The following is a 26,801-nucleotide window of genomic DNA, read 5'->3' as shown; positions in this document are numbered from 1 at the left end:
CTCGCCCAAACGGCCACCACACCCCACCCGATCAGGATGACGTCATGACCCACATCGACACGCGGCCCGAACCGTCGACACGCTTCGCCTCCCGACCCAACGCCGCCCGCGCCGCCGCCGCGCGTGGCGTACCCGTGCTCGACGTGGTGATCCCCGTCTACAACGAGGAGGCCACCCTCGCGGAGTCGGTGCACCGGCTGCACCGGCACCTGCACGAGACGTTCCCGTACGAGGTGCGCATCACGATCGCCGACAACGCCAGCATCGACGGGACGCCACGGGTCGCGGCCGAACTCGCCGCCGACCTCGACGGCGTGCGGGTCGTGCGGCTCGAGCAGAAGGGCCGCGGCCGGGCGCTGCACGACGCCTGGTTGCACTCCGACGCCGAGGTGCTGGCGTACATGGACGTCGACCTGTCGACGGACCTGACCGGCCTCGCCCCGCTCGTCGCCCCGTTGATCTCCGGGCACTCCGACCTCGCGATCGGCACGCGCCTGGGCCGGGGCTCGCGGGTCGTCCGCGGAGCCAAGCGCGAGATCATCTCCCGCTGCTACAACCTGATCCTGCGGTCGACTCTCAGCGCCGGCTTCTCGGACGCGCAGTGCGGGTTCAAGGCCATCCGCGCCGACGTCGCGCGCGAGTTGGTGCCACACGTCTCGGACACCGGATGGTTCTTCGACACCGAACTGCTGGTGCTCGCCGAGCGCAGCGGGCTGCGCATCCACGAGGTACCGGTCGACTGGGTCGACGACCCCGACAGCCGCGTCGACATCGTCTCGACCGCGGCGGCCGACCTCCGCGGTGTCGGACGGCTGCTCCGCGGCTTCGCCAACGGCTCCATCCCCGTCAATGCCATTGCCGCACAGCTGGGTCCGTCTCGCCGCGCGTCGGCACCCCGCTCGCTGTTCCGGCAGGTGGTCAGGTTCGGCGCTGTCGGCGTCGCGTCCACGGCCGCCTACCTGGTGCTGTTCATGCTGCTGCACGGCATGATCGGCGCCCAGGCGGCCAACCTCGTCGCCCTTCTCGTCACCGCAATCGGCAACACTGCGGCCAACCGCCGGTTCACGTTCGGCGTCGCAGGCAACGGCGCCCGCCACCACGTCGAGGGTCTGATCGTGTTCGGCATCGCGCTCGCCATCACCAGCGGTGCGCTCGCCGGACTGCACGCCTTCGTCGACACCCCGCACCGGATGGTCGAACTCGGCGTCCTGGTGCTCGCCAACCTGATCGCCACCGCGGTCCGCTTCGTCCTCCTGCGCGGCTGGGTCTTTCACCCTCGCCGCTCCCGTACGACCTCGAAGGAAGCCCAGTCATGACCCTCACCGCAGATCGCGGGGCGGAGGTGCTCGCCCACGACGGCGACGTCCCCGACCCGCGCTGGGCCCGGCCCGGCCTGCTCGTCCTGCTCGTCGGCACCGCCGTGCTCTACCTCTGGGGTCTCGGTTCGTCGGGGTGGGCCAACAGCTACTACGCCGCTGCCGCCCAGGCCGGCACGCAGAGCTGGAAGGCGTGGTTGTTCGGCTCGCTGGACGCCGGCAACGCGATCACGGTCGACAAGCCGCCCGCCGCCATGTGGGCGATGGGACTGTCCGGCAGACTGTTCGGCTTCAACGAGTTCACCATGCTGCTACCTCAGGCGCTCATGGGAATCGGCTCGGTGGCACTGCTGTATTTCACGGTCAAGCGCTGCAGCGGCGCGGGCGCCGGCCTCGTCGCGGGGACGGTCCTCGCCCTCACACCCGTAGCGACGCTGATGTTCAGGTACGACAACCCCGACGCTCTGCTGGTGCTGCTGCTCGTGGTCGCCGCCTACTGCACGGTGCGGGCCATCGAGAAGGGCAGCTACCGCTGGATGGCGCTGACCGGCGTCGCCGTCGGCTTCGCGTTCCTCACCAAGATGCTGCAGGCGTTCCTGCCCGTGCCGGCGTTCGCGCTGGCGTTCCTGGTCGCCGCGCCGACGTCACTGTGGCGGCGGCTCGGCGCACTGCTGGTGGCCGGCGCCGCGGTCATCGTGTCGGCCGGGTGGTACGTCGCGCTGGTCAGCCTGTGGCCCGCCGACTCGAGGCCCTACATCGCCGGGTCCACCGACAACAGCCTGCTGCAGTTGGCATTGGGCTACAACGGCATTCAGCGCATCGTCGGCGGCGGAGGACCCGCCGGTGGCGGTGGCGACCTCGGCCCGGGTGGCGGCGAGGGCAGGCCACCCGGTGGCAACCTGTTCTTCGGTGGCGAGCCGGGCATCGGGCGCATGTTCGGGCCGTCCTTCGGCACCGAGGCGTCGTGGCTGCTGCCCGTCGCGCTCGTCGGGATCGTCGTCGTGGCTTGGTTGACGTGGCGCGCGGCTCGCACCGATCCGAAGCGCGCGAGCATGCTGCTGTGGGGTGGCTGGCTGCTGATCACCGCGGCCGTCTTCAGCTACATGGACGGCACCGTGCACCCGTACTACGTGGTGGCGCTGGCCCCGGCGATCGCCGCACTGGTCGGCATGGCGGTCCCCGAGTTGTGGCGACGCCGCGCGGACCTCGGCCCGCGAATGCTGTTGGCGGCGATGCTCGCCGGCACCGGGGTGTGGGCGTTCGTCCTGCTCGGGCGCAGCCCCGACTGGTATCCCGCACTGCGGTGGGTGATCGTCGCCGGGTCCGGTCTGGTCGCGTCGGCCCTCGTGATCGGCGCGCAGCGCGCAGGTCGGACGGCGGCCGTGCTGGCGGCACTGGGCATCCTGTTCGGGCTCGGCGCGACGGTGGCGTACTCGGTGCAGACCGTCGCCGGTCAGCACGGCGGTCCGATGGCGACGTCGGGACCCGCCAAGGCGGGCGGGTTCGGTTTCGGCGGCCCCGGTGGCGGCGACCGGCCCGGCGCGAAGTCCGGTAATCCGTTCGAGACCAAGGACAACGCGGAACTCGAGGGCATGCTGCGGGACGCCGACAACCGTTGGGCCGCAGCCGGTGTCGGGTCGATGCAGGTGAGCAACCTCGAGCTGAAGACCGGGGCGTCGCTGATGGCGATCGGCGGCTTCACCGGCGGTGACCCGTCGCCGACGCTCGAGCAGTTCCAGCAGTACGTCGCCGACGGGCAGGTGCGGTACTTCATCGCCTCCGACCGGTTCGGCCCGCCCGGGCACCGCGACGGCACCGCGACCGAGATCCAGTCGTGGATCGAGGCGAACTTCACCAAGACCGACGTCGGCGGCACCACCGTCTACGACCTGGGATCACCGCGATCCTGACGCTGGCAGGAGGTTCCCATGTCCGTGACCGAGGACGTGCGTCAATCGCTGCGGCGCATCGAGGCGAGCCCGTTCGTCACCATCACGCCGCGGGCGTTCGATCCGCGAGGACGTCGCCGAGGGTTTGCAGTCGAGCGCGCAGTGCCTCGACGAGTGGCGACGATTCGACACCGCGACCAATCGACGACATCGTCCTCGAATACGGCTGCGCCCCTTCTTCCGCTGCGGCCTGCGCGGTCCCGACTGCAGCGCGAAGGCGGTCGAGGCCGGCGGCGAGTTGCTCGCCGGTCCGACCGTGTAGCGAATGCACCGAATCGGCCAGCAGGGGAGCGAGCCGCAGATACGCGTCCTGGACGGCGTCGACGCACGTCGCCTCCAGCACCGTGATCGTCCCGGGCCGAGCGAAGACATTGTTCTCCGACGCGGCCGCGGCGGCCGCGGCGACGACCCGGCCGTGCGCGACGTCGAGTGCGGCCTGGCCGGCGGACACGTCGCGCTCGCTACCCGATTCGTGCTCGGCGAGGACGTGGTCGAGCGCGGCGAGGTAGACCAGCACCGCCGGACGCACCTCGAGGACGGACCTGATCGGCATGACCACGAACGCGATGACCGCGGCGACACATCCGCCGATGAGTGCCGCCATCGTCTTGTCCCAGACCAGGTCGAGATAACTACCGGCGGTGGCGAACAGCGGGACGAACGCGATGTTCATCCAGAACACCATCAACGGGTAGGAGGTGGGCGCGGTGACGATCGTGAAGAACACGCCGACCGCCACCACCGCGACGGCCCAGCCGATGGTGTTGGGAACGGAGGCCGCGAGCGCCACCCCGCCGACCGCCCCCGCGACGGTCGCGGGTACGCGGACCATTGCTCGCCGAGCCGAGAGTCCGGCTGAGCCCGCGATGACGAGGAAGGCGGTCCAGGACACCACGAGAACCTGGTCGTTGCCGACGAGTAGTGCCAGGGCGGCCGCCGCGACTGCTGCGAGGACGGCTTGAACGGCCAGCGTCATGGTCGGCGAGGCGCCGCGTCGGTGCCCGCCTCGAGCCGCGGTCGGGATCCGCGTCGCAACCGCCTGATCAGGTCCGACATCGACCAGATCGGACGTCGAATCAGCCATGTCGGCAATGGATCTGGCGACGATGTCGCCGTCATGAAGGATCACCTGTACGTTGAGCATGACCGTCGAGTCGAGTCGGCTGTGCACGGCCGCGGCCTGCCCGCCGGCGTCGCAGGATGTGTCGCCGACCCCCTCCGTCAGCGCCCTGGACAACCTTCGCAGGGCGGTGATCGCGGGTCGTGCGACCTCGTCGGGTAGTGCTCGTGCCCACTCGGGCGCGGCACTCCGACGGGCCATGTCCTCCAACGCCATCAGCGCCGAGTGCAGCTCCACGCGCAGGCGTTCCACGTCGCCATGAGCGGCGCCTCGTAAGAGCACCCCGGGTAACTGCCGTTCGACGGCAGCTCGACAGGATCGTGCGAGCGTCACGCTGGAGTGCATCCCGTCGACGTCGGGTGCGCGGCCGGCCCGAACGGCGTCGAGGACACCGGCCACGTTCGCGACGGTCTCACCGGCCCGCCGTGAGAAGGCTCCCACCGACCGCCGCAGCGACGTCAGCGGGACGTCGGGAAGGATCACCGCCTCCCACAGCGCAAGCCAGGCGAAGCCGACGGCTGCGGCGAGCACGAACCACCCGACTCGACCGACCGTGATGTGACCCGCACCGCAGACGTACACGGTGATCGCGCCCATCAGGGCAAGGCTCGCAACTCGACTGCTCGCTGACCGCAGTGCGTACGAGCAGAACATCAGCGCGACGAGGAGCGCTGCAGGCGCCCACGTTGCGAACAGCGACAGCCCAACCGAGGCGATCACGGCCACGGCAGACACCACGACGGCCCAGCAGAGTGTGCGAACACGGTCCCTCGGCTGAGGGTCGGGTGCCAGTAACGCTCCCTCGAAGGCGGCACCGGCGGCGAACAGGGTGATCCGAAGGGGCTCGTCGACGGCGCACGAGACCGTGATCGCGAACATCGTCGCCCAGGCCAGGACGATGGAGCAGACGGCGCGCAGCCCACGACGCGTTCGCACCAGCCCCGGGTCGTGGACCTCGAGGCGGGCCGACACACGAGTGGTCGGAGCGATCGGGTTCTCCCGTCACGGTCGTCGCGTTCGGTGTGACCGGTCCGACGCGACACCTGGTTGATGCAGCCCTGTGGTGTCTCAAGATCAAACGACTCGTGAGCTGCGATTTTCGCTAAATGGGCAATCGTGTCAATTTGGTCTGCCGCTGTCATTCGTCCCGTAGCGTCACGACGGCTAGCCCTAGTGACCCAGCGCTGACCAGCCCTCGGCGACGGTCGAGAAGGAGCCGATTCACCATGCGCATCGTCATCGACCTGAACCGCTGCCTGGGCTACGCGCAATGCGTACCCCTCGCGCCCGACGTGCTCCAACTCAACGGCGAGGAAGCGCTCGCCTACGACCCCAATCCGCCCGAGTCTCAACGACAGCAGGTCGCCAGGGCAGTGGCGTCCTGCCCGGTGCAGGCCATCATCGCCGAGATGGATCCGCCGTCGGACCGGACGACGACGTGAGCACCCACGCGCTCATCGACGACATCGTCCGGACGTTCAAGGCCGAGGGCAGGATCGTCATCGTCGGCGCGTCCCTGACCGGCCTACGTGCGGCCGAGGCTTTGCGGGACGAGGGATTCACCGGATCGCTCACCATCATCGGCGACGAAGCGCACGAACCGTACGACCGCCCGCCGCTGTCCAAACAGGTACTGAAGGGTTGGGTGCCGGCCGGGAACACCAAGCTTCCCCGGCTGCGGGCCGTCGACGCCGACTGGCGCCTGGGTGTGGCCGCGACCGGCCTCGACCGCGACAATCGGGAAGTCCTGCTGGCCAATGGCGAGAAGGTGCCCTACGACCGGCTTCTCATCGCCACCGGCGTCCGGTCCCGCGCGTGGTTCAATCCGGAGGAGGCCACACTCGATGGCCTGTACACACTGCGCACCAGCGAGGATGCGGCCAAGATCCAGGAGGCCTTCAGGGCCCGCCCGAAGAGGGTGCTCATCGTCGGGGCGGGGTTCATCGGGTCCGAGATGGCCTCCGTGTGCCGGGATCTGGGACTGGACGTGACCGTTGCCGAGCGCTCGAGTGCCCCGCTCGTCGGGCCCCTGGGCGGGGTGATCGGCGACATCGCCGCCAAGATGCAACGCGACGCCGGGGTCGACTTGCGGACCGGTGTCGCGGTGGAGGCGCTGAAGGGCGACGCCGACGGCCACGTCCGGCAGGCCCAACTCTCGGACGGCACGCTGCTCGACGTCGACGTCGTGGTGGCATCGCTCGGTTCGGTTCGCAACATCGAGTGGCTCGAGGGCGCCGAACTCGCCAGCGGGTTCTGGGGAGTCGCGTGCGACGCGGGATGCCGCGCCTTCGACGTGAACGGCGTCGTCACCGACAACATCTTCGTGGCCGGCGACGTCGCACGCGCCCCGCACGTCCTCTACGAATACCAGTTCATGGCAATCGAACACGTCGATGCCGCCGTGTTGGGCGCGAGGACCGCCGCGCACAACATGGTCAACCTGGAGAAGGGGCGCCGTCCGCATCTTCCGTTGCCGCAGTTCTGGTCCGGCCAGTTCGGCGTCAACATCAAGGGCGTCGGCGTGTGCTCGTTCGGCGACGAGATCGTCTTCACGCAGGGGTCGGTCGAGGATCTCCGCTTCGCTGCCGCGTTCGGCAAGAACGGCCGGATCGTCGGAGCCCTCACCTTCAACCACGGCAAGTGGTTGGAGTACTACGCGCGCCTCATCGAGCAGTCGGCGCCCTTCCCGCCCCCGCCGCCGGGGTACGACCAGCCGACGAACGCAGAGGTGATGTCCGCCCGATTCGGGGATCCGCGTGCGCCCACCGGCATCCCCGACGTCGTGCTCACCGGCCACGACCCAACCTCCAGAGGCGCCGAGTTCCGCGCCAGAGCCCGTTAGGACGGACCAGAGATGACCACTGCTGCGACCGCCTGGACCGAGGCGATGAAGTACGAGAACCGGCACGATCCCTACCGGTTCTTCGACGAACTGCGCGAGACGCCCGTGGTGCAGGTGGCCGACCGGGTCTACGTGGTCACCGGGTACCGGGAACTGTTGCAACTCGCCCACGACCCCCGTGTCAGTTCCGACCTCAGCAGGAGCCCGATCTCGGCGCAGCCGGCCGCTCCGGCGGACGTCGGTGCGGACCACATGTCGGCGTACGGCAAGGAGCCGAGCCTGATCGTGTCCGACCCGGCCAAGCACGACAGACAGCGCCGACAGGTCATGCGGCACTTCGCCCCACCGCACTCGCCGAACGTCATCCCCGCCATGGCAGCGGGCATCCAGTCGCTGTGTGACGAGTCGCTGAACGGGATCGCGGCCAAGGGCGGCAACGTGTTCGACGTCGTCGACGACTATGCCTATCCCGTTCCGGTCGCGGTGATCTGTCAGATCCTGGGGGTCCCACTCCAGGACGAACCCACGTTCCACGGCTGGATCTTCGACTTCATGGCGGGAATGGACCTGGGTCCGGACGCCGCCACCGAGGAGGGGCAGGCGCGTAGGGCCAAGGGCCAGGCGAGCATCCAGGCACTCACCCGATATCTGGCCGAGTTGATCGAGAGCTTCCTGACCGCGCCGCAGGACAACGTGCTGTCCAAGCTGGTGAACGACCACGACGGACCCGATGGGCCGATGACGCCGGCGGAGGCGTCCGCCAATGCGATGCTGCTGCTGATCGCCGGGCACGACTCGACGGTGAACACCATTGCGCACTGCGTCCTGATGCTGCTGCGCAATCCGGAATCGATCGACCTGCTGCGGGAGAAGCCGGAGCTGATCCCCAAGGCCATCGAGGAGGTGCTGCGACTGCAGTCGGCCGTTCAGTTCTTCCCCAGTCGCAGCGTCACCGCCGACGTGGAGGTCGGGGGGACCGTCATCCCCGCGGGGTCTGCGGTGCATCTGCTGTACGGGGCCGCCAACCGCGATCCCGAACGGTTCCCCGACCCGGAGAGGTTCGACGTACGACGCCCGGACAACCAGCATGTGGGCTGGGGTCGCGGCGTGCACAGCTGCGTGGGCGGCCCACTCGCACGCCTCGAGGTCAACATCGCGCTGGAGACCTTCCTGCGCCGTGTCGAGAATCCTCGTCTGGTGGTCGACCCACCGCCCTACCGGGTGAACCAAGTGTTCCGCGGGCCGTTGCACCTCGAGGTGGAGTTCGACGGCATCGCCGACCCCTCGTGAAGGCGTTTCAGTTCGTCGAATGGCAACGGCCGGGCGAACTCCGGGAGGTGCCGATTCCCGAGCCCGGCCCAGGGGAGGTGTTGATCAAGGTCGGCGGTGCAGGGGCCTGCCATTCGGATCTCCACCTGCTGGAGGCTCCCGCGGGACCCATGGCGCTGCCGTTCACCCTGGGCCACGAGAATGCCGGCTGGGTGGAGGAGATGGGTTCGGGCACGACGGGTTTCGCGCGTGGTGACGCGGTCGTCGTCTATGGCCCGTGGGGTTGCGGGCTGTGCATGAACTGTCGCCGTGGGATGGAGAACTACTGCCAGACGCCAGGAAGGCCGAGCCCCGGCGGGCTGGGTGGCAACGACGGTGGGATGGCCGAGTACCTCCTCGTGCCGTCGACGCGATTCCTGATCCCGTTGGGCGATCTGGATCCGCGCGACGCAGCACCTCTGACGGACGCGGGTCTGACGAGCTATCACGCGGTGAAGCGCTCCGCGCATCTGCTGGGGCCAGGTTCTACCGCCGTCGTCATCGGCGCTGGCGGGCTGGGTCAGATGGCCATCCAGGTGCTGAGGGCGCTGTGCGACGCGACCACCGTCGTCGCGGTCGACACGTCGGCGGACAAGCTCGAGATCGCGACGAGCATGGGTGCCGACGTGGCACTGGTGTCGGGCGAGGACGCCGTGCGACGAATCAGGGACATCACCGGCGGTCTCGGCGCCGAACTCGTCCTCGACCTGGTCGGCATTGCGCCGACGCTGGCCATGGCTGCCGAGGTGTCGAGGGTGCTCGGCCATCTCACGATCGTCGGGCTCGGCAACGCCTCGCTCCCGGTGAGCTTCCACGGCCCCGCGCTCGAATGCTCGGTGGCGGCGCCCTTCTGGGGCAGCATCCCCGAGCTGATCGAGGTCATCAGCCTCGCCCGGAGCGGCAAGATCGAGATGAAGGTCGAACACTTCTCGCTCGACCAGGCGGCGCACGCCTACGAACTCCTGCATCACGGCAAGATCCGCGGGCGCGCAGTCATCACGCCGCACGGCTGACGACGTCGCCCGTTCAGATTCCCGTGCAGAGCGCCACGAACGGGATGGGCGCACAGACGCCGATCGAGAAGTAGGGCGTGGGGTCGCCGTTCCACGGGGGCGGCGGGGGCGGCGGTGGTGGGGGAGGAGGCGGTGGCAATGCAGCTGCGACGCACGAGTTGGACGGTGCGTCGAACACCGTCCCCGCGCCGCACTCCGCGGCGTGGCCCGTAGCCGGAGACACCAGCACGGTGAAGGCGAGCGGCACCAGAGCAGCCGCACCCAATATTCCGAGTCGTTGTGCGACGGCTGACATCGATGGCCCCTTAGGTCGTCCCCCGACCTCGCTGCCGCCATTCTATGACCTGCCGGCGACGGGTGTCACCACCTTCGACGACCCACCCGTTGACACCCGCCCCCGCGCCGTCGTACATTCCTGGTCATGATTGTAATTCTGGCTAACTCTACCAACTTAAAGAGGAAGTCATGACGACAGCCGAACTCGATCAGCCGGCCGGCAAGTACGAGCTGAGCCACCTGCGCTCGCTCGAGGCCGAGGCCATCCACATCATCCGCGAGGTCGCCGCCGAGTTCGAGAAGCCCGTGCTGCTGTTCTCCGGCGGCAAGGACTCGATCGTCATGCTGCACCTGGCGATCAAGGCCTTCCAGCCCGGCCGACTGCCGTTCCCGGTCATGCACGTCGACACCGGGCACAACTTCGACGAGGTACTCGCAGTCCGTGACCAGCTGGTCGCCGAGAGCGGCGTGCGCCTCGTCGTCGCCAAGGTGCAGGACGACATCGACGCGGGCCGCGTCGTCGAGACGATCCCGTCGCGCAACCCGATGCAGACGTTCACGCTGCTGAGGGCGATCCGCGAGAACACGTTCGACGCCGCGTTCGGCGGTGCCCGCCGCGACGAGGAGAAGGCCCGCGCCAAGGAGCGCGTGTTCAGCTTCCGCGACGAGTTCGGGCAGTGGGACCCGAAGGCGCAGCGCCCCGAGCTGTGGAACCTCTACAACGGTCGCCACCACAAGGGCGAGCACATCCGCGCCTTCCCGATCTCGAACTGGACCGAGTTCGACATCTGGTCCTACATCGGCGCGGAGAAGATCACGCTGCCGTCCATCTACTACGCGCACCAGCGCAAGGTGTTCGAGCGCGACGGCATGCTGCTCGCCGTGCACGAGTTCCTGCACCCCCGCAAGGACGAGCCGATCGTCGAGAAGACCGTTCGGTTCCGCACCGTCGGCGACGTGACCTGTACGGGCTGTGTCGAATCGAAGGCGGCCACCGTCGCCGAGGTGATTGCCGAGACGGCGATCTCGCGGCTCACCGAACGCGGCGCCACGCGTGCCGACGACCGGATCTCCGAGGCAGGCATGGAAGATCGCAAGCGAGAGGGCTACTTCTGATGGCGACATTGTTGCGTATCGCGACCGCAGGGTCGGTCGACGACGGCAAGTCGACGCTGATCGGCCGGCTGCTCTACGACTCCAAGGCCGTCATGGAGGACCAGCTCGCCGCCGTCGAGCGGACCTCCAAGGAACGGGGCAACGACTACACCGACCTCGCCCTGGTGACCGACGGCCTACGTGCCGAGCGCGAACAGGGCATCACGATCGACGTCGCGTACCGCTACTTCGCCACGTCCAAGCGCAAGTTCATCATCGCCGACACCCCGGGGCACATCCAGTACACCCGCAACATGGTCACGGGCACGTCGACCGCGCAGCTGGCGATCGTGCTCGTCGACGCCCGCCACGGCCTGCTGGAACAGTCCCGCCGGCACGCATTCCTGGCGTCGCTGTTGGGGATTCAGCATATCGTTCTCGCCGTGAACAAGATGGACCTCGTCGACTGGTCGCAGGAGCGCTTCGAGAAGATCCGCGACGAGTTCCACGAGTTCGCCGCCCGACTCGACGTCCACGACGTCACGTCGATCCCGCTGTCGGCGCTCAACGGCGACAACGTCGTCACCAAGTCCGATGCCACGCCCTGGTACGACGGCCCCGCGCTGCTGAGCCACCTCGAGGAGGTGTACGTCGCCGGCGATCGCAACCTGATCGACGTGCGCTTCCCGGTGCAGTACGTGATCCGCCCGCAGACCCGCGAGCACGCCGACCATCGCAGTTACGCCGGCACCGTCGCGAGCGGCGTGCTGCGTCCCGGTGACGAGATCGCCGTGCTGCCGTCGGGAAAGACCAGCCGCATCACCGCGATCGAGGGCCCCACCGGGCCCGTCGCCGAGGCATTCCCGCCGATGGCGGTGTCGATCAGCCTCGCCGACGACGTCGACGTGTCGCGCGGCGACATGATCGCGCGGGACAACAACAGGCCGCACGTCACGCAGGAGTTCGACGCGATGGTGTGCTGGATGGCCGACGCCGCCGCGCTCGAGCCCGGCCGCGACTACCTGATCAAGCACACGACCCGCACCACGCGGGCGAAGGTCGTCGCCCTCGACTACCGCCTCGACGTCAACACGCTGCACCGCGACAAGAGCGCAACGGCGCTGAAGCTCAACGAACTAGGCCGGATCACGCTGCGCACCCAGGTGCCCCTGCTGCTCGACGAGTACGCCCGCAACGCCGCCACGGGGTCGTTCATCCTGATCGATCCCGACACCAACGGCACGATCGCCGCGGGCATGGTGCGCGACACGACGCCGGTGGCGAACCGGTCGGCGACGCCGAACACCGTGCGCCACCAGTCGCTGGTGCGCACCGACGACCGGCTGTCCAGGGGCCGCACGGTGTGGTTCACCGGTCTCTCGGGTTCCGGCAAGTCGTCGGTGGCGGTGCTGGTCGAGCAGAAGCTGCTCGCCAACGGCTGTCCCGCCTACGTCCTCGATGGCGACAACCTGCGGCACGGACTCAACGCCGACCTCGGCTTCTCGATGTCCGACCGGGCGGAGAACCTGCGCCGCCTGGCGCACATCGCGACGCTGATGGCCGACTCGGGACTCACGGTGCTGGTGCCCGCGATCAGCCCGCTGGAGGAGCATCGCGAGCTGGCGCGGAAGGTGCACTCCGATCAGGGGTTTGGGTTCTTCGAGGTGTTCATGGACACCCCGCTCGACGACTGTGAGGCGCGGGATCCCAAGGGGCTGTACGCCAAGGCCAGGGCCGGCGAGATCACCCACTTCACCGGGATCGACAGCCCCTATCAGCGGCCCAAGCACCCCGATCTGCGCCTAGTGCCCGGGCCCACGCCCGACGAGTTGGCGGATAGCGTGATCGACATGCTCAAGGCCCACGCGTGACCGACCACGAGGTGGCAGCGCGCCTCGCCACCGAGGCGGGTGCCCTCCTGCTGCAGGTGCGCCGCGAATTCGCCGACGCCGATGCCGCCGAGCGAAAGGCAGCGGGCGACAAGCGGGCGCACGACTTCCTGATGCGGGCACTGGCATCCGAGCGTCCCGACGACGCGGTGCTGTCCGAGGAGGCCACGGAGGAGGAGCGCGCCAACTCGAGGCGGCTGACCGCCGACCGGGTGTGGATCGTCGACCCCCTCGACGGCACCCGGGAGTTCTCCGAACTGGGACGCGAGGACTGGGCGGTACACGTGGCTCTGTGGCAGTCCGGCGAACTCGTCGCCGGTGCGGTGGCCCTTCCCGCCCAGGGCGTCACGCTCGCCACCCCGGACGTCGCGCCGCCCCCCGCCGCCCCCGACGTGCCGCGCATCGTGGTGTCGCGGACCCGGCCGCCCGCCGTCGCCCTCGCCGTGAGGGAGGCGCTCGGCGGCACCCTCGTCGAGATGGGTTCCGCGGGAGCGAAGGTCGCGTCCGTCGTGCAGGGCGTGTCCGACGTGTACGTCCATGCGGGCGGGCAGTACGAGTGGGACTCCGCGGCGCCCGTCGCGGTGGCCCGCGCCGCAGGGCTGTTCACCTCGCGCCTCGATGGATCGCCGTTGCGCTACAACCAGTCAGACGTGTCGCTGCCCGACCTGATCGTCTGCCGGCCCGAGTTCACCGACGCGGTGCTCGCCGTCACGACGCGAGCCTAGGGGCGTCAAGACGGCGTCAACATCGGCCGTGACGGCGTCATGGGCCCGTATGGATGCGCGCTGACGGTCGGCGCCAGGCGTAGTCCTGATGACATGCACACCGCACTCGTCACGAACGACTCTCCGCCACTACTCGACTCGATCAGGGTCGTCCGCGGCGTCATCACCGGCGCCGGCTGCGGCGTGCCCGCGGCGGCTCTGGTCGATGCGGCGGTGACCCGGTGGGTGCGCGAGCACGGGTTGACCGTCACCGTCGACGCCGACGACCATCTCGCCCGAGTGCTGTCCCGCGGGATCCGCCCGAACCAGCTGGTGTTCCGATGCGGCCCGGTGACCGACTCGATCAGACGGGCGGTCAACCTGGGGCTGACCCGCTTCGTCGTCGACACCTCCCAGCACATCGCGAGCCTGTCCCGCTGCGCCCAGCGCACCAGGTACCTCTACCTCGACGCTCGCTCCCCGCTGGTGCTCGGCGACCGCCGGCTGCGCGTCATCGGATTGCACGCCGACGTCGACGCCTCCCAGGGCGCCGTCGAGTGGTCGGCCGAGGCCGAGCGACTGCTCTGCCGGGCGGCGCTGCTGAAGACCTGCGGGTCGCCGGTGCGGCGGATCGTGCTCAGAGGCGGATCCAGTGAGCCCTGGCTGACCGGCGGGGCCGAGCAGCTGACGGTCATCGCCGCGGCCGTCGACGACGCCCTGCGCGAGGGGTGCGAACGCTGGCAGGTGTCGCGGCCCGCCGTGACGCTGGTCGCCGCCTAGGCAGTCCGCGCACATCGTGGGGGCGCGTCGCACTAGCCTGACGCCATGACCAATCCCACGTTGCGTGCGCTGGCCGAGCTTCCCCTGACACCCGCGCCGCTGGCCGACTCGACGCTGGTACTCATCGACTGCCAGAACACCTACACCCGGGGCGTCATGGAACTCGAAGGCGTCGGCGCCGCGCTCGACGAGGTGGCCGCACTGCTGGACCGGGCCCGGTCCGCCGGTGTGCCGATCATCCACGTCCAGCACAGCGACGGACCCGGCTCGCTGTACGACGTCGAGGGCGAGAGCGGCGCGATCGTGCCGCTCGTCGCGCCACGCGAGGGCGAGCCCGTGGTGGTCAAGCAGTATCCGAACTCGTTCGTACACACCGACTTCGACGAGCGCCTGAAGGCGGTCGGCGCACAGAACCTGATCCTGACCGGGTTCATGACGCACATGTGCGTGAACTCCACGGCGCGCGGCGCGTTCAACGGCGGGTACTCGCCGACGGTGGTGGCCGCGGCGACTGCGACGCGCAGCCTGCCCGGTGTCGACGGCACGCCCGTGCCCGCGGCGACGCTGCATGCGGCGAGCCTCGCAGGGCTGGCCGACATGTTCGCCGTCGTCGTTCCCGACGCCGCGGCGATCCCGGGCTGATGACCGTGACGCGTCCCTCCACCGAGGTGTCCCGGCTCGCCGAGAAGCAGTCGACGTCGCGGGCCGCCCTCGACGAGCTGCTCGCGGCCACCCCACTGGCGACCGTCGCGCTGGTCCGCGACGGCCACCCGGTGGTGTTCCCGACCGGCTTCACCCGCATCGACGACCACGTCGTCATCCACGGCTCGACCGGATCGCCGTGGATGCGGGCACTGGCCGGGAGCGCACCCGCCGCGGTTTCGGTGACGGCGCTGGACGGAGTCATGGTGGCGCGCAGCGGCTTCGAGTCGTCGTTCCGCTACCGCAGCGCGACACTGTTCGGGGTATTCGAGCAGGTGGCCGACGACGACAAGGTCGCCTATCTCGACGCGCTGACCGACTCCTTCATTCCGGGCCGGGTCGCCGAACTCCGGCCCAGCACGCGCAAGGAGATCGCGGCCACGCTGGCCCTGAGAATGCCCATCGCCGAGGACAACTGGTCGCTCAAGGTCAGCGCCGGCTGGCCCGAGGATCCCGACGAGGACGTCGCGGGCGACGCCTGGGCCGGCGTGGTGCCCATGTCGATCGGCTACGGCGCACCGCAGGCCGCGCCCGACCTGAGGCCGGGCATTCCGCTGCCCGCCTCGGTGCGCGCCCTGAGTGGTCCCTCAGTCGAGTAGCGGCGTACGGCGGTACAGATCGGTCCGGCGGTCACCGTGGACGTCGTTGTTCTCGTTGAACCGCTTGATCCGAGACTGCGTCAGGTCGAGGTCGGCGGTGACGTTGCCCGGGTGGCCGTACTGGCCGAGCGCGGCCGGATAACCGTCGGCGTCGGTGATGATGGTCCCTCCGGTCCAGTCCTGCCCGCGCTCCACGCCGACGCGGTCGCACACGGCGATCGGCATGCGGTTGGTGCCGGCGTTCGCGAGTACGCGCACCATCTCCGTGGGACGCTCGCCCTCGGGGCGCGGCAGCAGCGGCCAGTTCACCGGCGCACACAGCAGGTCGGCGCCGTCGAGCGCGACGGCGCGCACCCACTCGGGGAACTCGACGTCGTAACAGACCAGCACGCCGATGCGGCCGTGCTCGGTGTCCACCAGCAGCGGCAGATCGTCCGAGCGGTCGAAGACGGCGTTCTCCGTGTCCCACAGGTGTGTCTTGCGGTAGACGCCGCGTACGCCGCTGGGGTCGACGACGACCGCGCTGTTGTAGACCTTCTCGCCGGCGTCCTCGGGGAAGCCCGCGACGATCGTCAGGCCGAACGACTCCGCGAGGTTGCCCCACTCGGTGATGCTGGGTCCGTCGCGGGTCTCGGCGAGCGATTCGAGTTCGGCTCGGTCGGCGAACACGTAGCCCGACGTCACCAGCTCGGGCAGCACCACGATCTGGGCGCCGTCGGCGGCGGCGTGCTCGATCGCGGTGCGTGCGGTGGTCCGATTGCCCGAGGTGTCGCCGATGCGCAGCGGCACCTGGCAGCACGTCACACGAGTCGTCATCCCTCGATGGTGGCGCATTTTTCCTCCCGTCGCTGGCGCTCGCCCCCAACGCATCCCCGATGTGCCCGTCCCTCGATGGCACAATCTGCAGACATGCGGATGTCGGCGAAGGCGGAATATGCCGTTCGGGCGATGGTCCAGCTGGCCACGGTCGACGAGGGAGTGCTGGTCAAGACCGACGACCTCGCCAAGGCGCAGGGCATTCCCGCGCAGTTCCTGGTCGACATCCTCAGCGATCTGCGCACCGACCGCCTGGTGCGCAGCCACCGCGGCCGCGACGGCGGCTATGAACTGGCCCGGCCCGCCGCGGACGTCAGCATCGCCGACGTGTTGCGCTGCATCGACGGGCCGCTGGCCAGCGTCCGCGACATCGGCCTGGGTGACCTGCCGTACTCGGGACCCACGGCGTCGCTGACCGACGTGTGGCGGGCGCTGCGGGCGAGCATGCGCTCGGTGCTGGAGGAGACCAGCCTCGCCGACGTCGCGTCCGGCGACCTGCCCGGCCATGTCGCGACCCTCGCCGGCGAGTACATCGACCAGGAGTCCGAACGTGGCCACGGCTGAGCGGCGGAACGGCTAGCGGACCGCCACGGCCAGGTCGAGTTCGGGGGAGACCGACGTCGTCGCCGCCGGCAGTTCGATGGTGAACGTCGTTCGCCCGTCGGCCGACTCGGCCACGATCGTGCCGCCGTGCGCCTCGACGATCGACTGGGCGATCGCCAGGCCGAGCCCCGAGTTGCCCGACTGGCGCATCCGGGCCTTGTCGGCGCGGACGAACCGTTCGAACAGGTGCGGCAGCAGCTCCCGTTCGATGCCGGGTCCGTCGTCGCGCACCGTCAGCGTGATCGCGGTGCCTGCCTCGAGGTGGGCGACGACCGCGGTGCCCTCGGGGGTGTGGTCGCGAGCGTTGGACAGCAGATTCGTCACGGCCTGATGCAGTTTCGCGCGGTCACCGCGTGCCCACACCGGGTGGTCGGGTACCTCGATGGTCCAACCGTGATCGGGTGCCGACACCGCGACGTCGTTGACGGCGTTGACGACGAGGTCGGCCACGTCGACGTCGGTGGTCTCGAAGTCCTGCCCCTCGTCCAACCGCGCGAGCAGCAGCAGATCCGAGACGAGTGCGTTCATCCGGGCCGCCTCGGCCTCGATCCGCGCCAGCGAGTACTCGGTGGTCTCGGGCAGGACGGAGCTGTCCTGGCGGGTGAGTTCCGCGTAGCCCTGGATGGCGGCGAGCGGCGTACGTAGTTCATGGCTGGCGTCGGTGATGAACTGACGCATCCTGCGGTCCGACGCCGAGACCTCCGTCAGGGCACGTTCGACGTTGTCCAGCAGGCGGTTCAGGGTGTCGCCCACCAGACCCACCTCGGTGCGGGCATCGGTGTCACCCTCGGGCACGCGGGGTGTGATGGCGTACCGGTCGCGGTTCAGGGGCGTCTCGGCGACCTCCGCGGCGGTCGAGGCGACTCTGCCCAGCGGACGCAATGCCACCCGGACGATCGCGAGAGTGCCTGCGGCGGTGACGATCAGCGCCAGTGCGGTGAGGATCGCGACGACGATGGTCTCCCGCGTGGCCGCCGCGCTGGCCTGCCGCAGTGAGGCCGCCGTCAGCAGTACCTCGCCGGGTCCGGCCGGCCGACTGGTCAGCCGGTACTTGCCGAGGTCGGGCAGCCACAGGTTCACCGACTCGTCGAGCGTGCCCGCGCGCTCGGTGAGTTCGCGCACCGCCGACGGTGGCGCGGCCGTGGCGTCGCCGTCGCCGAACATCGCGGTGTCCACGACCTGGCCGTCACGCATCAGGACGACGATGTTGCCCGGCGCCTGACCGATCAGGTAGGTCAGCGGCTTCATCGCATCAGACGACGGCATCGCGCCGGTGGGCAGCGGGGAGGCGCGGTACTTGGTCACCGACTGGCTGAACCCCTCGGCGGCGGAGTTCAATTGGGTGTCGACGATCCCGGTGACCGATGCGCGCAGCGTCAGCACCGACATCGTCCCGACGGTCATCAGCACGGTGGTCACGACGGCGGAGACGCCCACCACGAGTTGCTTGCGCAGCGGCCAGGTGCGCCATCCGCGCGCCTGCCGGACGCTCATTCGACGGGCCGCAACGCGTAGCCGACGCCGCGCACGGTGTGGATCATCGGCGAGTGCCCCGAGTCGACCTTCTTGCGCAGATAGGAGACGTACAGGTCGACGATGCTGGACTTCCCGCCGAAGTCGTAGTTCCACACCCGCTCGAGGATCTCCTGCCGGGTGACCGCACGCCGCTGGTTGCGCATCAGGAACCGGAGGAACTCGAACTCGGTGGACGTCAGTGCGACGTCGACCCCGCCGCGGGTGACGGTGCGATTTGCGGCGTCGAGGACGAGGTCGCCGACGGTGAGCACTTCGCCGTCCTCGGGGGTGAGGTAAGCCGAGCGACGCAGCAGTCCACGGAGCCTCGCCACGAGTTCCTCGAGGCTGAACGGCTTGGTCATGTAGTCGTCGCCGCCCGCGGTCAGCCCGTTGACGCGGTCACGCACCGAGTCGCGGGCGGTGAGGAACAGGATCGGCACGTAGGTGCCCGACTCGCGGAGTCGCTCCAGGACGCCCAGCCCGTCCATGTCGGGCAGCATGATGTCGAGGACGACGACGTCGGGAGTGTTGGCCTGGTACTTGTCGACCGCCTCCGCCGCGTCGTGGGCGACGTCGACCTCCCACCCCTCGAACTTCAGCGCCATCTGCACCAGGTTGGTCAGCGCTCGCTCGTCGTCGACGAGCAGGGTCCGGATCGGCGACCCGTCGGGTCGGTACATCCGCGGCAGCTGACCCAGCACGGCCTGCCGCGGTGGCGCACCCCTGACCTGCTGCTGCATCGTCATGGGGAACATTCTGCCGATCGGGCCGCTGCGCGCGACCCGATTCATAGACGGTTCACATGTGCGCAGGTCAAACTGTTCGACTAGCGGTGCGGTCGTTCCATCCGATCCGAGCCGAGGTGGTCGATCGTCGTGTCGCCATCGACCGACCGAACCGTGACCTCGGCGGCCGCGCGCCCGGCATCGTCGGTCTCGGGCACCCGCACCCGCGTGGACTCACCGGAGGCGCGGATCAGGTACGGACCCGGTTCCGGCAGTCGGAGTGCGACGTCACCGGTCTCCGTGGTCACCGCGACGGTGCGGGGCGGGGCACCGGTGAAGTCGGCGGTCACGTCGCCGTCGACGGCGTCGACCACGAACGACTCGCGCACCGAGAGCGGTTCACGGGCAACGACGTCCGCGTCGGTTGTGCGGACGTCGATCCGTCGTGCGGAGCCACTCAGCATCACCGCGCCGTCCTCGTTGGACGCAGTCAGGACGTCGACGTCGGCGTCGGCGAACAGCACGCCGGTGTCCTGTCGGGTCGTCACCGACAGCCGGCGCGCCACGTCCGGCGGCAGTGTCACGGTGATCTCGCCGGCCCGCCCCCAGTCGAGGAACTCCGGCCGCGCGCCGCTGACCGTCACGACGGTGTCGCCGCCGGTGCGGCGCACGTCCAGGGTCTGGTCACCGGCCCGTGCCGAGTTGACCAGCCGCATCGAGACGCGCGGCTCGGTCGCGTCGCCGTCGGTCGTCAGTCGGATCGCGGCGGGCACGTCGCGGGCGTCGATCACCAGCGAGCGGATGTCGCCGGGCAGCGGCTTCTCGTCGGCGACCACGCGAAAGGTGCTGAGCCCCCACGCCGTCACGCCGAGCGCGACCGCCGAGCCGACGATCACGAGGGCAGCGGCGATGACGAGGAACGAGCGGATTGCCGTGCGTCCGCCCGCGGTCAGCGCGGGAGGCGGGTTGGTGGGCGGTACCGGCGGGGGAGCGATGGTGGTCACGGGAAGCCCTTTCGGCGTTCAGGATTCGAGATGGCGCAGGACGGCGAGGACGCGGCGGTTCTCGCTCTCGTCGGGGGTCAGGTCGAGCTTGGTGAAGATCGAGGCGATGTGCTTCTCGGCCGATCCGACGGACACGTGCAGTGCGGTGGCGATGGCCGAGTTCGTCCGCCCCTCGGCCATCAACTGCAGGACCTCGGCCTCCCGCGGGGTGAGCCCGTCGAGCGCCGAGCGTTGCCGCGACCGGACGAGGATCTGCGACACCACTTCCGGATCGAGCACCGTGCCGCCGCCACCGACCACGTCGACGGCGTCGAGGAACGCGGGCACGTCGGCCACCCGGTCCTTGAGGAGGTAGCCAAAGCCCCGGGTATCCGAGGCGATGAGGTCGGCGGCGTAGCGCTCCTCGACGTAGTGGGACAGCACCAGCACCGGCGACTCCGGGTTCTGGCTGCGGAGCAGGGCGGCGGCGCGGATGCCCTCGTCGGTGAACGTCGGAGGCATGCGGACGTCGACGATCGCCAGGTCGGGATGAAGTTCGTTGACGATGTTCAGCAGATTGGTGGCGTCGGCGACACCGGCGACGACGTCGTGCCCGGAGTCGGTGAGGATCCGTTCGATGCCGGCCCGCAGCAGCGCCGAGTCCTCGGCGATCACGATGCGCATGGCAGCACCGCCGTCACGACCGTCGGACCGGTGGCGGGACTGGACACCGCGAACGTCCCGCGGGCCGCGCGAACGCGGTCGCCGAGACCGCGTAAGCCGGTGGCGTCCTCGCCCGCCGGCGCCTCGGCACCACCCACGCCGTCGTCGAACACCGAGACGTAGAGCGTGTCGGTCGATTCGTCGAGACGCACGGTCACGACGGCCTGGCCGGCGCGTGCGTGCTTGGCGACGTTGGTGAGGGCCTCCGCGACGACGAAGTACGCGACGGACTCCACCTCGTCCGGCAGCCGCCGGGGAAGGTGGACGTTGAGCGTCGTGGGGATGCCCGAGGTGGTGGTCCGCTGCGCCACGGCCGACAGCGCGGCATCGAGGCCACGGTCGGCCAGGATCGTCGGAGCGATGCCTCGCACGACGTTTCGCAGCTCGACGAGAGCGCTGCGTACCTCGTCCTGGGCTTCGCCGATGAGGCTGCGCGCCTGATCCGGATCGGTGTCGAACTTCGTCTGCGCCAGCCCGATCGTCATCGCCAGCGAGACGAGACGCGGTTGGACGCCGTCGTGCAGGTCCCGTTCGATGCGATGGCGTTCGGTATGGGCCGACGACACCGCGCCCTGCCGAGCGTCGGCGAGTGCGCTGACCTCGTGCTGCAACGCCGCGGTGGGCGAGGGTGGCAGCAGCCAACGGTCGATCGACGCGTCGACCGCCGGCGCGACGGCGACGATCGCGACGGCCGCCGCGAGGGCCACCACGGCGAGCAGCCATGCGAGCGGTGGCGACAGGAACTCCAACCCCGCCGCATCGTCGCTGCCGTTGATCGCCGTGGCGACGGCCGGGCCGACGAATGCGAACACCACCAGCGCGAGGGCGATGCCCGTGGCGAGGATGTCGTAGACCATGCGCAGGTAGTGGTGTGCCGCGGCCTTCCAGAACCACGCACTGGTGACGTCGAGCCAGAGTTGGTGTGCCCAACCCTTGAACCCGTCGAACGGCGTGACCCTTCGCGGCGGCACGGGGATCCCGAAGCCGAAGACGGCCTCACTGCGCAGCCGCTCCACCCGGTCGACGCCGCGGATCAGGTACACGAATACCACGGTCGCAACGGCGAATCCGATGATCGAGGGGATGGACGAGACGCCGACGACGAGGACCAGCAGGGGAATCCAGAACCATACGACGCCGATCGCGGCGCCGGTGACCATCGATGCCGACGGCACCAGTCCGATGCGCCGGCGGTCCCGGTCGGGGGTCGCACGCGCCGGCTCGGCGACGGGGGCGAGGGGCGTGGTGACTGCAACCATGCCTTCAACCTAGGGACCTCGGTGGCTCGGAAACACCGCGATTGCCCGACACCTCGCTGGGGGTTATCCCCCCTCGGCCCAGGCGGAAGAGACGTACTCGGTGGACCAGGGTCCGACCGCAGTGCCGATCAGCACGGTGTCGACCTCGGCGCCATCGAAGTGAGCGCGGCCCGCAGGAACGTGAAGAAACCTGCCACTCGGGAACGTCTCCGCTGCCGAGGGGGTGAACTCCTCGCCGATGCCCAGGCGAAGTTCACCGCTGAGGACGATCAGATGGACGTCGGCGCAATGGTGGTGGGGTGGGTCCCAGACGCCGGCGGGGACGAAGAACGCGTAGGTGAACATGCGCCCGGGCTCTCGGCTGCCGGCCAATGTCGCAGACCGAGTTCCATCGGAGTTCGTCGTGTGCCAGACGAAATCTGCCTCGGCGGGGGAGATCCCGGAGTGCCCCGGGAACTCGGTCACCGGCAACCCACTGATGTCGAGCGGTCGTAGTCGAGGTAGCCGTCCTCTATTCCGACGTTGAGTAGCTCGAGCCGAAACAGCGGCCGTGCGAAGACCTCGGTATCGCGAAGGGCCTCCACGAACGTGTTCCAGGAGCGAAGGTCCGCGGCGTCGGCGAGCAGGACGTCCGAGCAGTCGGACGAGAAGGCCTCGACGTCGATCCATCGCACCGAGACCCCGGGGTGATGTCGCAGCAATGGTTCGACGTGATCGGCAACGAACGACTGTCGCTGAACCCGCGACATCGACAGCCATGAGGGCAAGGCAGTCAGGTGCATCACGCAGACCAGCGGCTGAGCCGCGCTTTCCGGTCGAGATCTTTGACTCATACGAACCAACATAAGTGAAGCGACTGCTACATTCAACGTGTGCCGCGTCCCGTCGATGAAACACGCCGAACCGAACTCGTCGAGAAATGTCTCCTGTACTTCGCGTCGCATGGGTTGGTCGGTGCGTCCCTACGGCCCATGGCTGCTGCACTGGGCACGAGCGATCGCATGCTGATTCACTATTTCGGCAGCAAGGACGTTCTGATCGAACGGGTTCTCGAATTGGCACGTCCGAATGTCGAGGCACTCGTCGCCGACCACGGTGGTGACATCCGCAGCCTGGCACACGCGATCTGGCACGAGTTGAGCCAGGGAGGTCCGCAACAGCCGCGGGTACGAGTTCTCCTGGAGGTCATGACGCTGGCGTTGACGCGGTCGGACCAGTACGGCGAGTTCGCGCGCACGTCCGTCTCGCGATGGATCGAGCCCTTGTCCGAGGCGCTGCGCCGCGGTGGGCAGAACGAGGACGACGCGAGCGCACGAGCGACTGCGATCGTCAGTGGGCTGCGAGGAATCGCCGTCGACAGGTTCATCACCGGGGAACGAGCGAGGACGGACCGCAGTGCGCACCTGCTCATCGACTCGGTTCTCGGAACCCGGTGATGAGTTTCCACGAGCACCGCGGTCTGTCCCGGTGACCGATCCTCTTTCGCCAAGGAGCAGCCATGAGCACCGACACCTCCGTCCGCACGCGCACCACTGCACAACGCACTGCACAGAAGGTGGGCGTGGGCATCAGCGTGCTCGTCGGCGCATTCCTGGTGTTCGACGCCGTCGGCAAGCTGATGCGACCGGCGCAGGTGACGGAAGGCCTGGTGACACTGGGCTTTCCGGGCGATCAGGCGCTCGTCATGGGCGTCGTCCTCGCCGTCTGCGTCGTCGTCTTCGCGATCCCGCGGACGGCGGTTCTCGGTGCGCTGGGGATCACCGCCTACCTGGGTGGCGCCGTCACCGCCAACATGCGCATCGAGGCACCGCTTCTCAGCACGACGCTGTTCGCCGTGTACTTCGGCGTCCTGATGTGGGTCGGGCTGGTGCTGCGCCGTCCCGAACTGCTGCGGGTCGCGGGTCTGGCGGGCTGAGGGCAACGTCAAAAGGCCCGTGCCACGAGTGCGGCCTGGAGCACGGCTTCTTCCTCGTTCTCGCGTCGCTCCTCGAGGATGCGACGAGCGCGATCTTCGGCGCGGGTTCTCCTCCGACGCGGCATGTTCAGACCCAACGTGACCGTGCTCGACTCGGGCGGTCGTGGGGCAGCTGCCTCGACGGGGCGCGTGGGTTCGCACAGCCGGGGGAACAGCAGACGGCTGCCGGGTTCGGTGATTTGAACCCGTCCGTTTGGCGACGTCCACTCGATCGTGCCGTCGGGAAGCTGTCTGTCCCGCCACCCGTGCGGCCCGCCCCGGAAAGTCTTGAGCAGGTGGTGTCGGCGGCACAGGCTCCTGAGGTTCGACGCACACGTCGACCCACCGTCGGCCCAGGCGATGGAATGGTCCAGGTCGCAGTTGGTGGCCGGCTCGTCGCAGCCGGGGAACCGGCACGTGAGATCGCGGCACCGGACGAATTCGGCCAGTCGGCGTGACGGCACATAGCGCGGTTCGGGCGGGCTGTCACCGGGATGGAAGACCCTGCGCACCTTGGCGTTGAGCGCTGCGCGCCGGGCGATCGCCCCGGGAACGAACGGTCCGCCGAGAAGCATGCCTGGACGGGTGGCCGGCGACGGCGCAGGGCGCGGCGTCGCGCGGATCTCCGCGAGCGTCATCTCCAATACCGGGCGGTCGAACCGAGGTGGCTGCTCGCCGTCGAGTGCGGCGTCCTGAGCGGTAGCGGCCTCGGACTGGTCGTCGAGGGTGTCATCGTTGACCACGACGTACACCACGGCTCCATTCCCGACGGGATCGGATTTCCCTGCAGGACAGTCGTCGTCGGCACATAGGCACGCCAACCGTTCGGCTCCGACGGCGATCGCGCCGACGGCGTCCGAGCGTCGTTGATCGTTCGTCCGTGGGTCTGCGGAACACACCGTCTCGGCCAAGGCGTCCAGGTGGGCATCGAATGCCCGGGCGTCGTGAGCGAACAGTGTGGCCCACAACGTGGCCAACCCGGCCCCGTTGTCGTCGAGATCGACCCCGACCGACCGGCCCCGAGCCTTGGTCTGAGTACGTCGCACGGCGTGCGGGTCGTGCTCGGCGACGATGCTGTCGATGGTGACGGCTGCTCTGTCCTCCGACATCGGTGTCCAGTCGACGAGCCCCTTTGCGAGATCGGCGTCAACGGCCGCCTGGGCGTCGCGGTCGGTGACCAGCACCGTGCGGTTGACGATCGTCGCGACCAATCTGAACGACACCGCACCGTCGAAGAACAACGCCGCGACCTTCGGCAGCCGGTCCCGCAGCCCCACCGCGATGGACAGCTGGTAGGCCGCGGCGCCGGTCGTGATGTTCTGCTCGGCGCCGATCTCCGCCGCGACCGCACCCCAGTTGTCCATGCACCACTGCTCGCGCTGGGCCGAGCCGTTCTCGGCGTAGCGCCGGTCGAGGATCGCGACCATGGCGGCGAGCCGGCGGGCGGACGCGGCGGACTCCACCCGGGCCCAAGCGGCCACCGAGTTACACGAGGCGGCGCTGGCGACGAATTCTTCGAACACGCTTTCGATCGTATGGACGTCGGCGGCCGCCTCACAGAGCCGCCGGACCATCTGTGGATGAATCTCGAACTGGGGATGAATGGCGCGACGGGGGCCATCTTCGTCGGTGCCGAAATGTACGTGCCCGTTGGCAATCACCCGAGCCCGACACAGGTCGCATGCCAGAATCCCGGTGTGCAGATCGGGATGACGATGCCGGTGATGGAGCCCCACCTGGACGCGGCGACGCTCAAGACGTGGGCCACGGCGATCGACGACGGCCCGTTCTCGTCGCTGTGCTGGGGTGAGCGCATCTGTTTCGACAACCCCGAGACGCTGACACTGCTGGGCGCGCTGTCGGCGTGGACGGAGCGGGTGCGGCTGGTGACGACGGTGATCGTCCCGCAGCTGCACGATCCCGTGATGCTCGCGAAGGCGCTGGCGACCGGCGACATGCTCAGCGGCGGGCGCCTGACGGTCGGCTTCGGCGTCGGCGGCCGGCACGAGGACTACCAGTCCGTGGGCGCTGACACCGCCTCCCAGACGATGCGCGGGATGGCCGAGCGCGTCGCGGTCATGAACCGCGTGTGGGCGGGGGAGAAGACCACCGACTCGGTACTGCCGGTCGGGCCGCCCCCCGTGCAGACTGCGGGACCGCGCCTGCTCGTAGGAACCATCGGTCCCAAGACCATTCGCAGTGCCGCCGGGTGGGCCGACGGTCTCGCCGGCACCACCCTCGATCTGAACGTCGACCGGGAGAGCGAACTGTTCGACGTCGCGCGGACCGCGTGGGCCGAGGCAGACAAGCCCGCTCCGCACCTCGCCACGTCCTTCTGGTTCGCGGTCGGCGACGACGACGCAGCCCGTGCGCAGGTGCACCGGCACCTGCGGCGCTACATGAACTGGATCCCGGCGGAGTTCGTCGACGCGATGGCTCCGACCACCGGCTGGGCGGGTGACGAGGACGACCTGCGCACCGTCCTACGACGCTTCGAGGAGATCGGCGCCGACGAGGTGCACCTGATTCCGACGAGTTCGGACGTCGACCAGTTGCGGCGCGTCGCGGATGCGGTCGCCGACTTCCGCTGACGGATAAGCAGGTATTGGCGCACCGTTCACGTCGACGCC

Annotated in this window: 27 protein-coding genes; 16 read left to right on the top strand and 11 right to left on the bottom strand. The window is 69.2% G+C overall.

Annotated elements, in window-relative coordinates; translation table 11 throughout:
* Nucleotides 1-44 precede the first annotated feature (44 nt).
* Nucleotides 45-1,316 carry a bifunctional glycosyltransferase family 2/GtrA family protein gene (locus G6N64_RS26060; protein ID WP_163800690.1) on the top strand — a complete coding sequence of 424 codons (1,272 nt, stop codon included), beginning with the start codon at nucleotides 45-47 and terminating at the stop codon, nucleotides 1,314-1,316.
* Complete coding sequence (locus G6N64_RS26055) at nucleotides 1,313-3,226, top strand: glycosyltransferase family 39 protein (RefSeq protein WP_163800689.1); 1,914 nt, start codon at nucleotides 1,313-1,315, stop codon at nucleotides 3,224-3,226. Before G6N64_RS26060 ends, G6N64_RS26055 begins: the two co-directional genes overlap by 4 nt.
* An 82-nt stretch (nucleotides 3,227-3,308) precedes the next feature.
* Here the strand turns inward: G6N64_RS26055 and G6N64_RS26050 are convergent, their stop codons facing one another.
* The gene (locus G6N64_RS26050) at nucleotides 3,309-5,321 is read right to left on the bottom strand and encodes an FUSC family protein (RefSeq protein WP_163800688.1); all 2,013 of its coding nucleotides are present in this window, start codon (nucleotides 5,319-5,321) and stop codon (nucleotides 3,309-3,311) included.
* Between the two features lie 290 nt (nucleotides 5,322-5,611).
* Here G6N64_RS26050 and G6N64_RS26045 point away from each other — a divergent pair, with 290 nt between their 5' ends.
* The 4 genes from G6N64_RS26045 to G6N64_RS26030 are packed head-to-tail and all read left to right on the top strand — an operon-like array spanning nucleotide 5,612 to nucleotide 9,548.
* Nucleotides 5,612-5,827, top strand: a complete 216-nt coding sequence (locus tag G6N64_RS26045) for a ferredoxin (protein WP_163800687.1) — start codon at nucleotides 5,612-5,614, stop codon at nucleotides 5,825-5,827.
* Nucleotides 5,824-7,227: an NAD(P)/FAD-dependent oxidoreductase gene (locus tag G6N64_RS26040; protein WP_163800686.1), complete on the top strand. Its 1,404-nt coding sequence runs from the start codon at nucleotides 5,824-5,826 to the stop codon at nucleotides 7,225-7,227. Before G6N64_RS26045 ends, G6N64_RS26040 begins: the two co-directional genes overlap by 4 nt.
* Nucleotides 7,228-7,239: 12 nt before the next feature.
* Nucleotides 7,240-8,517: a cytochrome P450 gene (locus G6N64_RS26035; RefSeq protein WP_163800685.1), complete on the top strand. Its 1,278-nt coding sequence runs from the start codon at nucleotides 7,240-7,242 to the stop codon at nucleotides 8,515-8,517.
* Nucleotides 8,514-9,548, top strand: a complete 1,035-nt coding sequence (locus tag G6N64_RS26030; protein ID WP_163800684.1) for an NAD(P)-dependent alcohol dehydrogenase — start codon at nucleotides 8,514-8,516, stop codon at nucleotides 9,546-9,548. Before G6N64_RS26035 ends, G6N64_RS26030 begins: the two co-directional genes overlap by 4 nt.
* A 13-nt stretch (nucleotides 9,549-9,561) precedes the next feature.
* On the opposite strand, the gene G6N64_RS26025 is transcribed toward G6N64_RS26030, so the two are convergent.
* Nucleotides 9,562-9,843 carry a hypothetical protein gene (locus G6N64_RS26025; protein ID WP_163800683.1) on the bottom strand — a complete coding sequence of 94 codons (282 nt, stop codon included), beginning with the start codon at nucleotides 9,841-9,843 and terminating at the stop codon, nucleotides 9,562-9,564.
* 170 nt (nucleotides 9,844-10,013) lie between these two features.
* Here G6N64_RS26025 and cysD point away from each other — a divergent pair, with 170 nt between their 5' ends.
* The 6 genes from cysD (at nucleotide 10,014) to G6N64_RS25995 (ending at nucleotide 15,593) form a co-directional block, all read left to right on the top strand.
* On the top strand, nucleotides 10,014-10,940 hold the full coding sequence (cysD, locus tag G6N64_RS26020; RefSeq protein WP_163800682.1) for a sulfate adenylyltransferase subunit CysD: 927 nt from the start codon (nucleotides 10,014-10,016) through the stop codon (nucleotides 10,938-10,940).
* Nucleotides 10,940-12,790: a sulfate adenylyltransferase subunit CysN gene (gene cysN / locus G6N64_RS26015; RefSeq protein WP_163800681.1), complete on the top strand. Its 1,851-nt coding sequence runs from the start codon at nucleotides 10,940-10,942 to the stop codon at nucleotides 12,788-12,790. Before cysD ends, cysN begins: the two co-directional genes overlap by 1 nt.
* Nucleotides 12,787-13,533 carry a 3'(2'),5'-bisphosphate nucleotidase CysQ gene (locus tag G6N64_RS26010; RefSeq protein ID WP_163800680.1) on the top strand — a complete coding sequence of 249 codons (747 nt, stop codon included), beginning with the start codon at nucleotides 12,787-12,789 and terminating at the stop codon, nucleotides 13,531-13,533. The genes cysN and G6N64_RS26010 overlap by 4 nt, the downstream gene beginning before the upstream one ends.
* A gap of 93 nt (nucleotides 13,534-13,626) precedes the next feature.
* Entirely contained in the window at nucleotides 13,627-14,292 is a 666-nt protein-coding gene (locus G6N64_RS26005) for a hypothetical protein (RefSeq protein ID WP_163800679.1), read from the top strand.
* A gap of 45 nt (nucleotides 14,293-14,337) precedes the next feature.
* Nucleotides 14,338-14,934 carry a cysteine hydrolase family protein gene (locus G6N64_RS26000; protein WP_163800678.1) on the top strand — a complete coding sequence of 199 codons (597 nt, stop codon included), beginning with the start codon at nucleotides 14,338-14,340 and terminating at the stop codon, nucleotides 14,932-14,934.
* Nucleotides 14,934-15,593 (top strand): pyridoxamine 5'-phosphate oxidase family protein, encoded by a 660-nt coding sequence (locus G6N64_RS25995; RefSeq protein ID WP_174266885.1) that lies wholly within the window; start codon nucleotides 14,934-14,936, stop codon nucleotides 15,591-15,593. Before G6N64_RS26000 ends, G6N64_RS25995 begins: the two co-directional genes overlap by 1 nt.
* Here G6N64_RS25995 and G6N64_RS25990 read toward each other — a convergent pair.
* Complete coding sequence (locus tag G6N64_RS25990) at nucleotides 15,582-16,409, bottom strand: nitrilase-related carbon-nitrogen hydrolase (RefSeq protein WP_197748304.1); 828 nt, start codon at nucleotides 16,407-16,409, stop codon at nucleotides 15,582-15,584. The genes G6N64_RS25995 and G6N64_RS25990 overlap by 12 nt on opposite strands.
* Before the next feature lie 93 nt (nucleotides 16,410-16,502).
* Here G6N64_RS25990 and G6N64_RS25985 point away from each other — a divergent pair, with 93 nt between their 5' ends.
* Nucleotides 16,503-16,973, top strand: a complete 471-nt coding sequence (locus G6N64_RS25985; RefSeq protein WP_163802129.1) for an Rrf2 family transcriptional regulator — start codon at nucleotides 16,503-16,505, stop codon at nucleotides 16,971-16,973.
* 12 nt (nucleotides 16,974-16,985) lie between these two features.
* On the opposite strand, the gene G6N64_RS25980 is transcribed toward G6N64_RS25985, so the two are convergent.
* From G6N64_RS25980 to G6N64_RS25950, 7 genes are all read right to left on the bottom strand, one after another.
* Nucleotides 16,986-18,506, bottom strand: coding sequence for a sensor histidine kinase (locus G6N64_RS25980; protein WP_163800676.1), 1,521 nt, complete (start codon nucleotides 18,504-18,506; stop codon nucleotides 16,986-16,988).
* On the bottom strand, nucleotides 18,503-19,267 hold the full coding sequence (locus G6N64_RS25975) for a response regulator transcription factor (RefSeq protein ID WP_409370805.1): 765 nt from the start codon (nucleotides 19,265-19,267) through the stop codon (nucleotides 18,503-18,505). The genes G6N64_RS25980 and G6N64_RS25975 overlap by 4 nt, the downstream gene beginning before the upstream one ends.
* A gap of 86 nt (nucleotides 19,268-19,353) precedes the next feature.
* Nucleotides 19,354-20,256 carry a DUF4097 family beta strand repeat-containing protein gene (locus tag G6N64_RS25970; protein WP_163800675.1) on the bottom strand — a complete coding sequence of 301 codons (903 nt, stop codon included), beginning with the start codon at nucleotides 20,254-20,256 and terminating at the stop codon, nucleotides 19,354-19,356.
* Nucleotides 20,257-20,274: 18 nt separating this feature from the next.
* Nucleotides 20,275-20,919, bottom strand: a complete 645-nt coding sequence (locus tag G6N64_RS25965; protein WP_163800674.1) for a response regulator transcription factor — start codon at nucleotides 20,917-20,919, stop codon at nucleotides 20,275-20,277.
* On the bottom strand, nucleotides 20,907-22,217 hold the full coding sequence (locus tag G6N64_RS25960) for a sensor histidine kinase (RefSeq protein ID WP_163800673.1): 1,311 nt from the start codon (nucleotides 22,215-22,217) through the stop codon (nucleotides 20,907-20,909). The genes G6N64_RS25965 and G6N64_RS25960 overlap by 13 nt, the downstream gene beginning before the upstream one ends.
* Nucleotides 22,218-22,280: 63 nt before the next feature.
* Complete coding sequence (locus G6N64_RS25955; protein WP_163800672.1) at nucleotides 22,281-22,562, bottom strand: cupin domain-containing protein; 282 nt, start codon at nucleotides 22,560-22,562, stop codon at nucleotides 22,281-22,283.
* Nucleotides 22,563-22,678: 116 nt separating this feature from the next.
* Nucleotides 22,679-23,161: a darcynin family protein gene (locus G6N64_RS25950; RefSeq protein WP_163800671.1), complete on the bottom strand. Its 483-nt coding sequence runs from the start codon at nucleotides 23,159-23,161 to the stop codon at nucleotides 22,679-22,681.
* Between the two features lie 57 nt (nucleotides 23,162-23,218).
* Between G6N64_RS25950 and G6N64_RS25945 the strand changes: the two genes are divergently transcribed.
* Entirely contained in the window at nucleotides 23,219-23,653 is a 435-nt protein-coding gene (locus tag G6N64_RS25945) for a TetR/AcrR family transcriptional regulator (RefSeq protein WP_246230807.1), read from the top strand.
* A gap of 62 nt (nucleotides 23,654-23,715) precedes the next feature.
* Nucleotides 23,716-24,132, top strand: a complete 417-nt coding sequence (locus G6N64_RS25940) for a DoxX family protein (protein ID WP_163800669.1) — start codon at nucleotides 23,716-23,718, stop codon at nucleotides 24,130-24,132.
* Nucleotides 24,133-24,140: 8 nt separating this feature from the next.
* Here G6N64_RS25940 and G6N64_RS25935 read toward each other — a convergent pair whose 3' ends face one another.
* Nucleotides 24,141-25,832: an HNH endonuclease signature motif containing protein gene (locus tag G6N64_RS25935; RefSeq protein ID WP_246230806.1), complete on the bottom strand. Its 1,692-nt coding sequence runs from the start codon at nucleotides 25,830-25,832 to the stop codon at nucleotides 24,141-24,143.
* A gap of 48 nt (nucleotides 25,833-25,880) precedes the next feature.
* Between G6N64_RS25935 and G6N64_RS25930 the strand changes: the two genes are divergently transcribed.
* Nucleotides 25,881-26,762, top strand: a complete 882-nt coding sequence (locus tag G6N64_RS25930) for an LLM class flavin-dependent oxidoreductase (RefSeq protein WP_163802126.1) — start codon at nucleotides 25,881-25,883, stop codon at nucleotides 26,760-26,762.
* Nucleotides 26,763-26,801: the final 39 nt, after the last annotated feature.

Origin of the sequence: Mycolicibacterium sediminis (genome assembly GCF_010731735.1) — a bacterium.
GTDB lineage: Bacteria > Actinomycetota > Actinomycetes > Mycobacteriales > Mycobacteriaceae > Mycobacterium > Mycobacterium sediminis.
The sequence above is the reverse complement of the archived record's forward strand: the minus strand, read 5'-3'. Positions and strand labels throughout refer to the sequence as shown.

Coding starts and splice junctions, on each gene's coding strand:
- G6N64_RS26060 (WP_163800690.1), top strand. CDS start 45: ATGACCCACATCGACACGCGGCCCGAACCGTCGACACGCTTCGCCTCC.
- G6N64_RS26055 (WP_163800689.1), top strand. CDS start 1,313: ATGACCCTCACCGCAGATCGCGGGGCGGAGGTGCTCGCCCACGACGGC.
- G6N64_RS26045 (WP_163800687.1), top strand. CDS start 5,612: ATGCGCATCGTCATCGACCTGAACCGCTGCCTGGGCTACGCGCAATGC.
- G6N64_RS26035 (WP_163800685.1), top strand. CDS start 7,240: ATGACCACTGCTGCGACCGCCTGGACCGAGGCGATGAAGTACGAGAAC.
- G6N64_RS26025 (WP_163800683.1), bottom strand. CDS start 9,843: ATGTCAGCCGTCGCACAACGACTCGGAATATTGGGTGCGGCTGCTCTG.
- cysD (WP_163800682.1), top strand. CDS start 10,014: ATGACGACAGCCGAACTCGATCAGCCGGCCGGCAAGTACGAGCTGAGC.
- cysN (WP_163800681.1), top strand. CDS start 10,940: ATGGCGACATTGTTGCGTATCGCGACCGCAGGGTCGGTCGACGACGGC.
- G6N64_RS26005 (WP_163800679.1), top strand. CDS start 13,627: ATGCACACCGCACTCGTCACGAACGACTCTCCGCCACTACTCGACTCG.
- G6N64_RS26000 (WP_163800678.1), top strand. CDS start 14,338: ATGACCAATCCCACGTTGCGTGCGCTGGCCGAGCTTCCCCTGACACCC.
- G6N64_RS25995 (WP_174266885.1), top strand. CDS start 14,934: ATGACCGTGACGCGTCCCTCCACCGAGGTGTCCCGGCTCGCCGAGAAG.
- G6N64_RS25990 (WP_197748304.1), bottom strand. CDS start 16,409: ATGACGACTCGTGTGACGTGCTGCCAGGTGCCGCTGCGCATCGGCGAC.
- G6N64_RS25985 (WP_163802129.1), top strand. CDS start 16,503: ATGCGGATGTCGGCGAAGGCGGAATATGCCGTTCGGGCGATGGTCCAG.
- G6N64_RS25980 (WP_163800676.1), bottom strand. CDS start 18,506: ATGAGCGTCCGGCAGGCGCGCGGATGGCGCACCTGGCCGCTGCGCAAG.
- G6N64_RS25975 (WP_409370805.1), bottom strand. CDS start 19,267: ATGCAGCAGCAGGTCAGGGGTGCGCCACCGCGGCAGGCCGTGCTGGGT.
- G6N64_RS25965 (WP_163800674.1), bottom strand. CDS start 20,919: ATGCGCATCGTGATCGCCGAGGACTCGGCGCTGCTGCGGGCCGGCATC.
- G6N64_RS25960 (WP_163800673.1), bottom strand. CDS start 22,217: ATGGTTGCAGTCACCACGCCCCTCGCCCCCGTCGCCGAGCCGGCGCGT.
- G6N64_RS25955 (WP_163800672.1), bottom strand. CDS start 22,562: ATGTTCACCTACGCGTTCTTCGTCCCCGCCGGCGTCTGGGACCCACCC.
- G6N64_RS25950 (WP_163800671.1), bottom strand. CDS start 23,161: ATGCGACGCGAAGTACAGGAGACATTTCTCGACGAGTTCGGTTCGGCG.
- G6N64_RS25945 (WP_246230807.1), top strand. CDS start 23,219: ATGCTGATTCACTATTTCGGCAGCAAGGACGTTCTGATCGAACGGGTT.
- G6N64_RS25940 (WP_163800669.1), top strand. CDS start 23,716: ATGAGCACCGACACCTCCGTCCGCACGCGCACCACTGCACAACGCACT.
- G6N64_RS25930 (WP_163802126.1), top strand. CDS start 25,881: ATGACGATGCCGGTGATGGAGCCCCACCTGGACGCGGCGACGCTCAAG.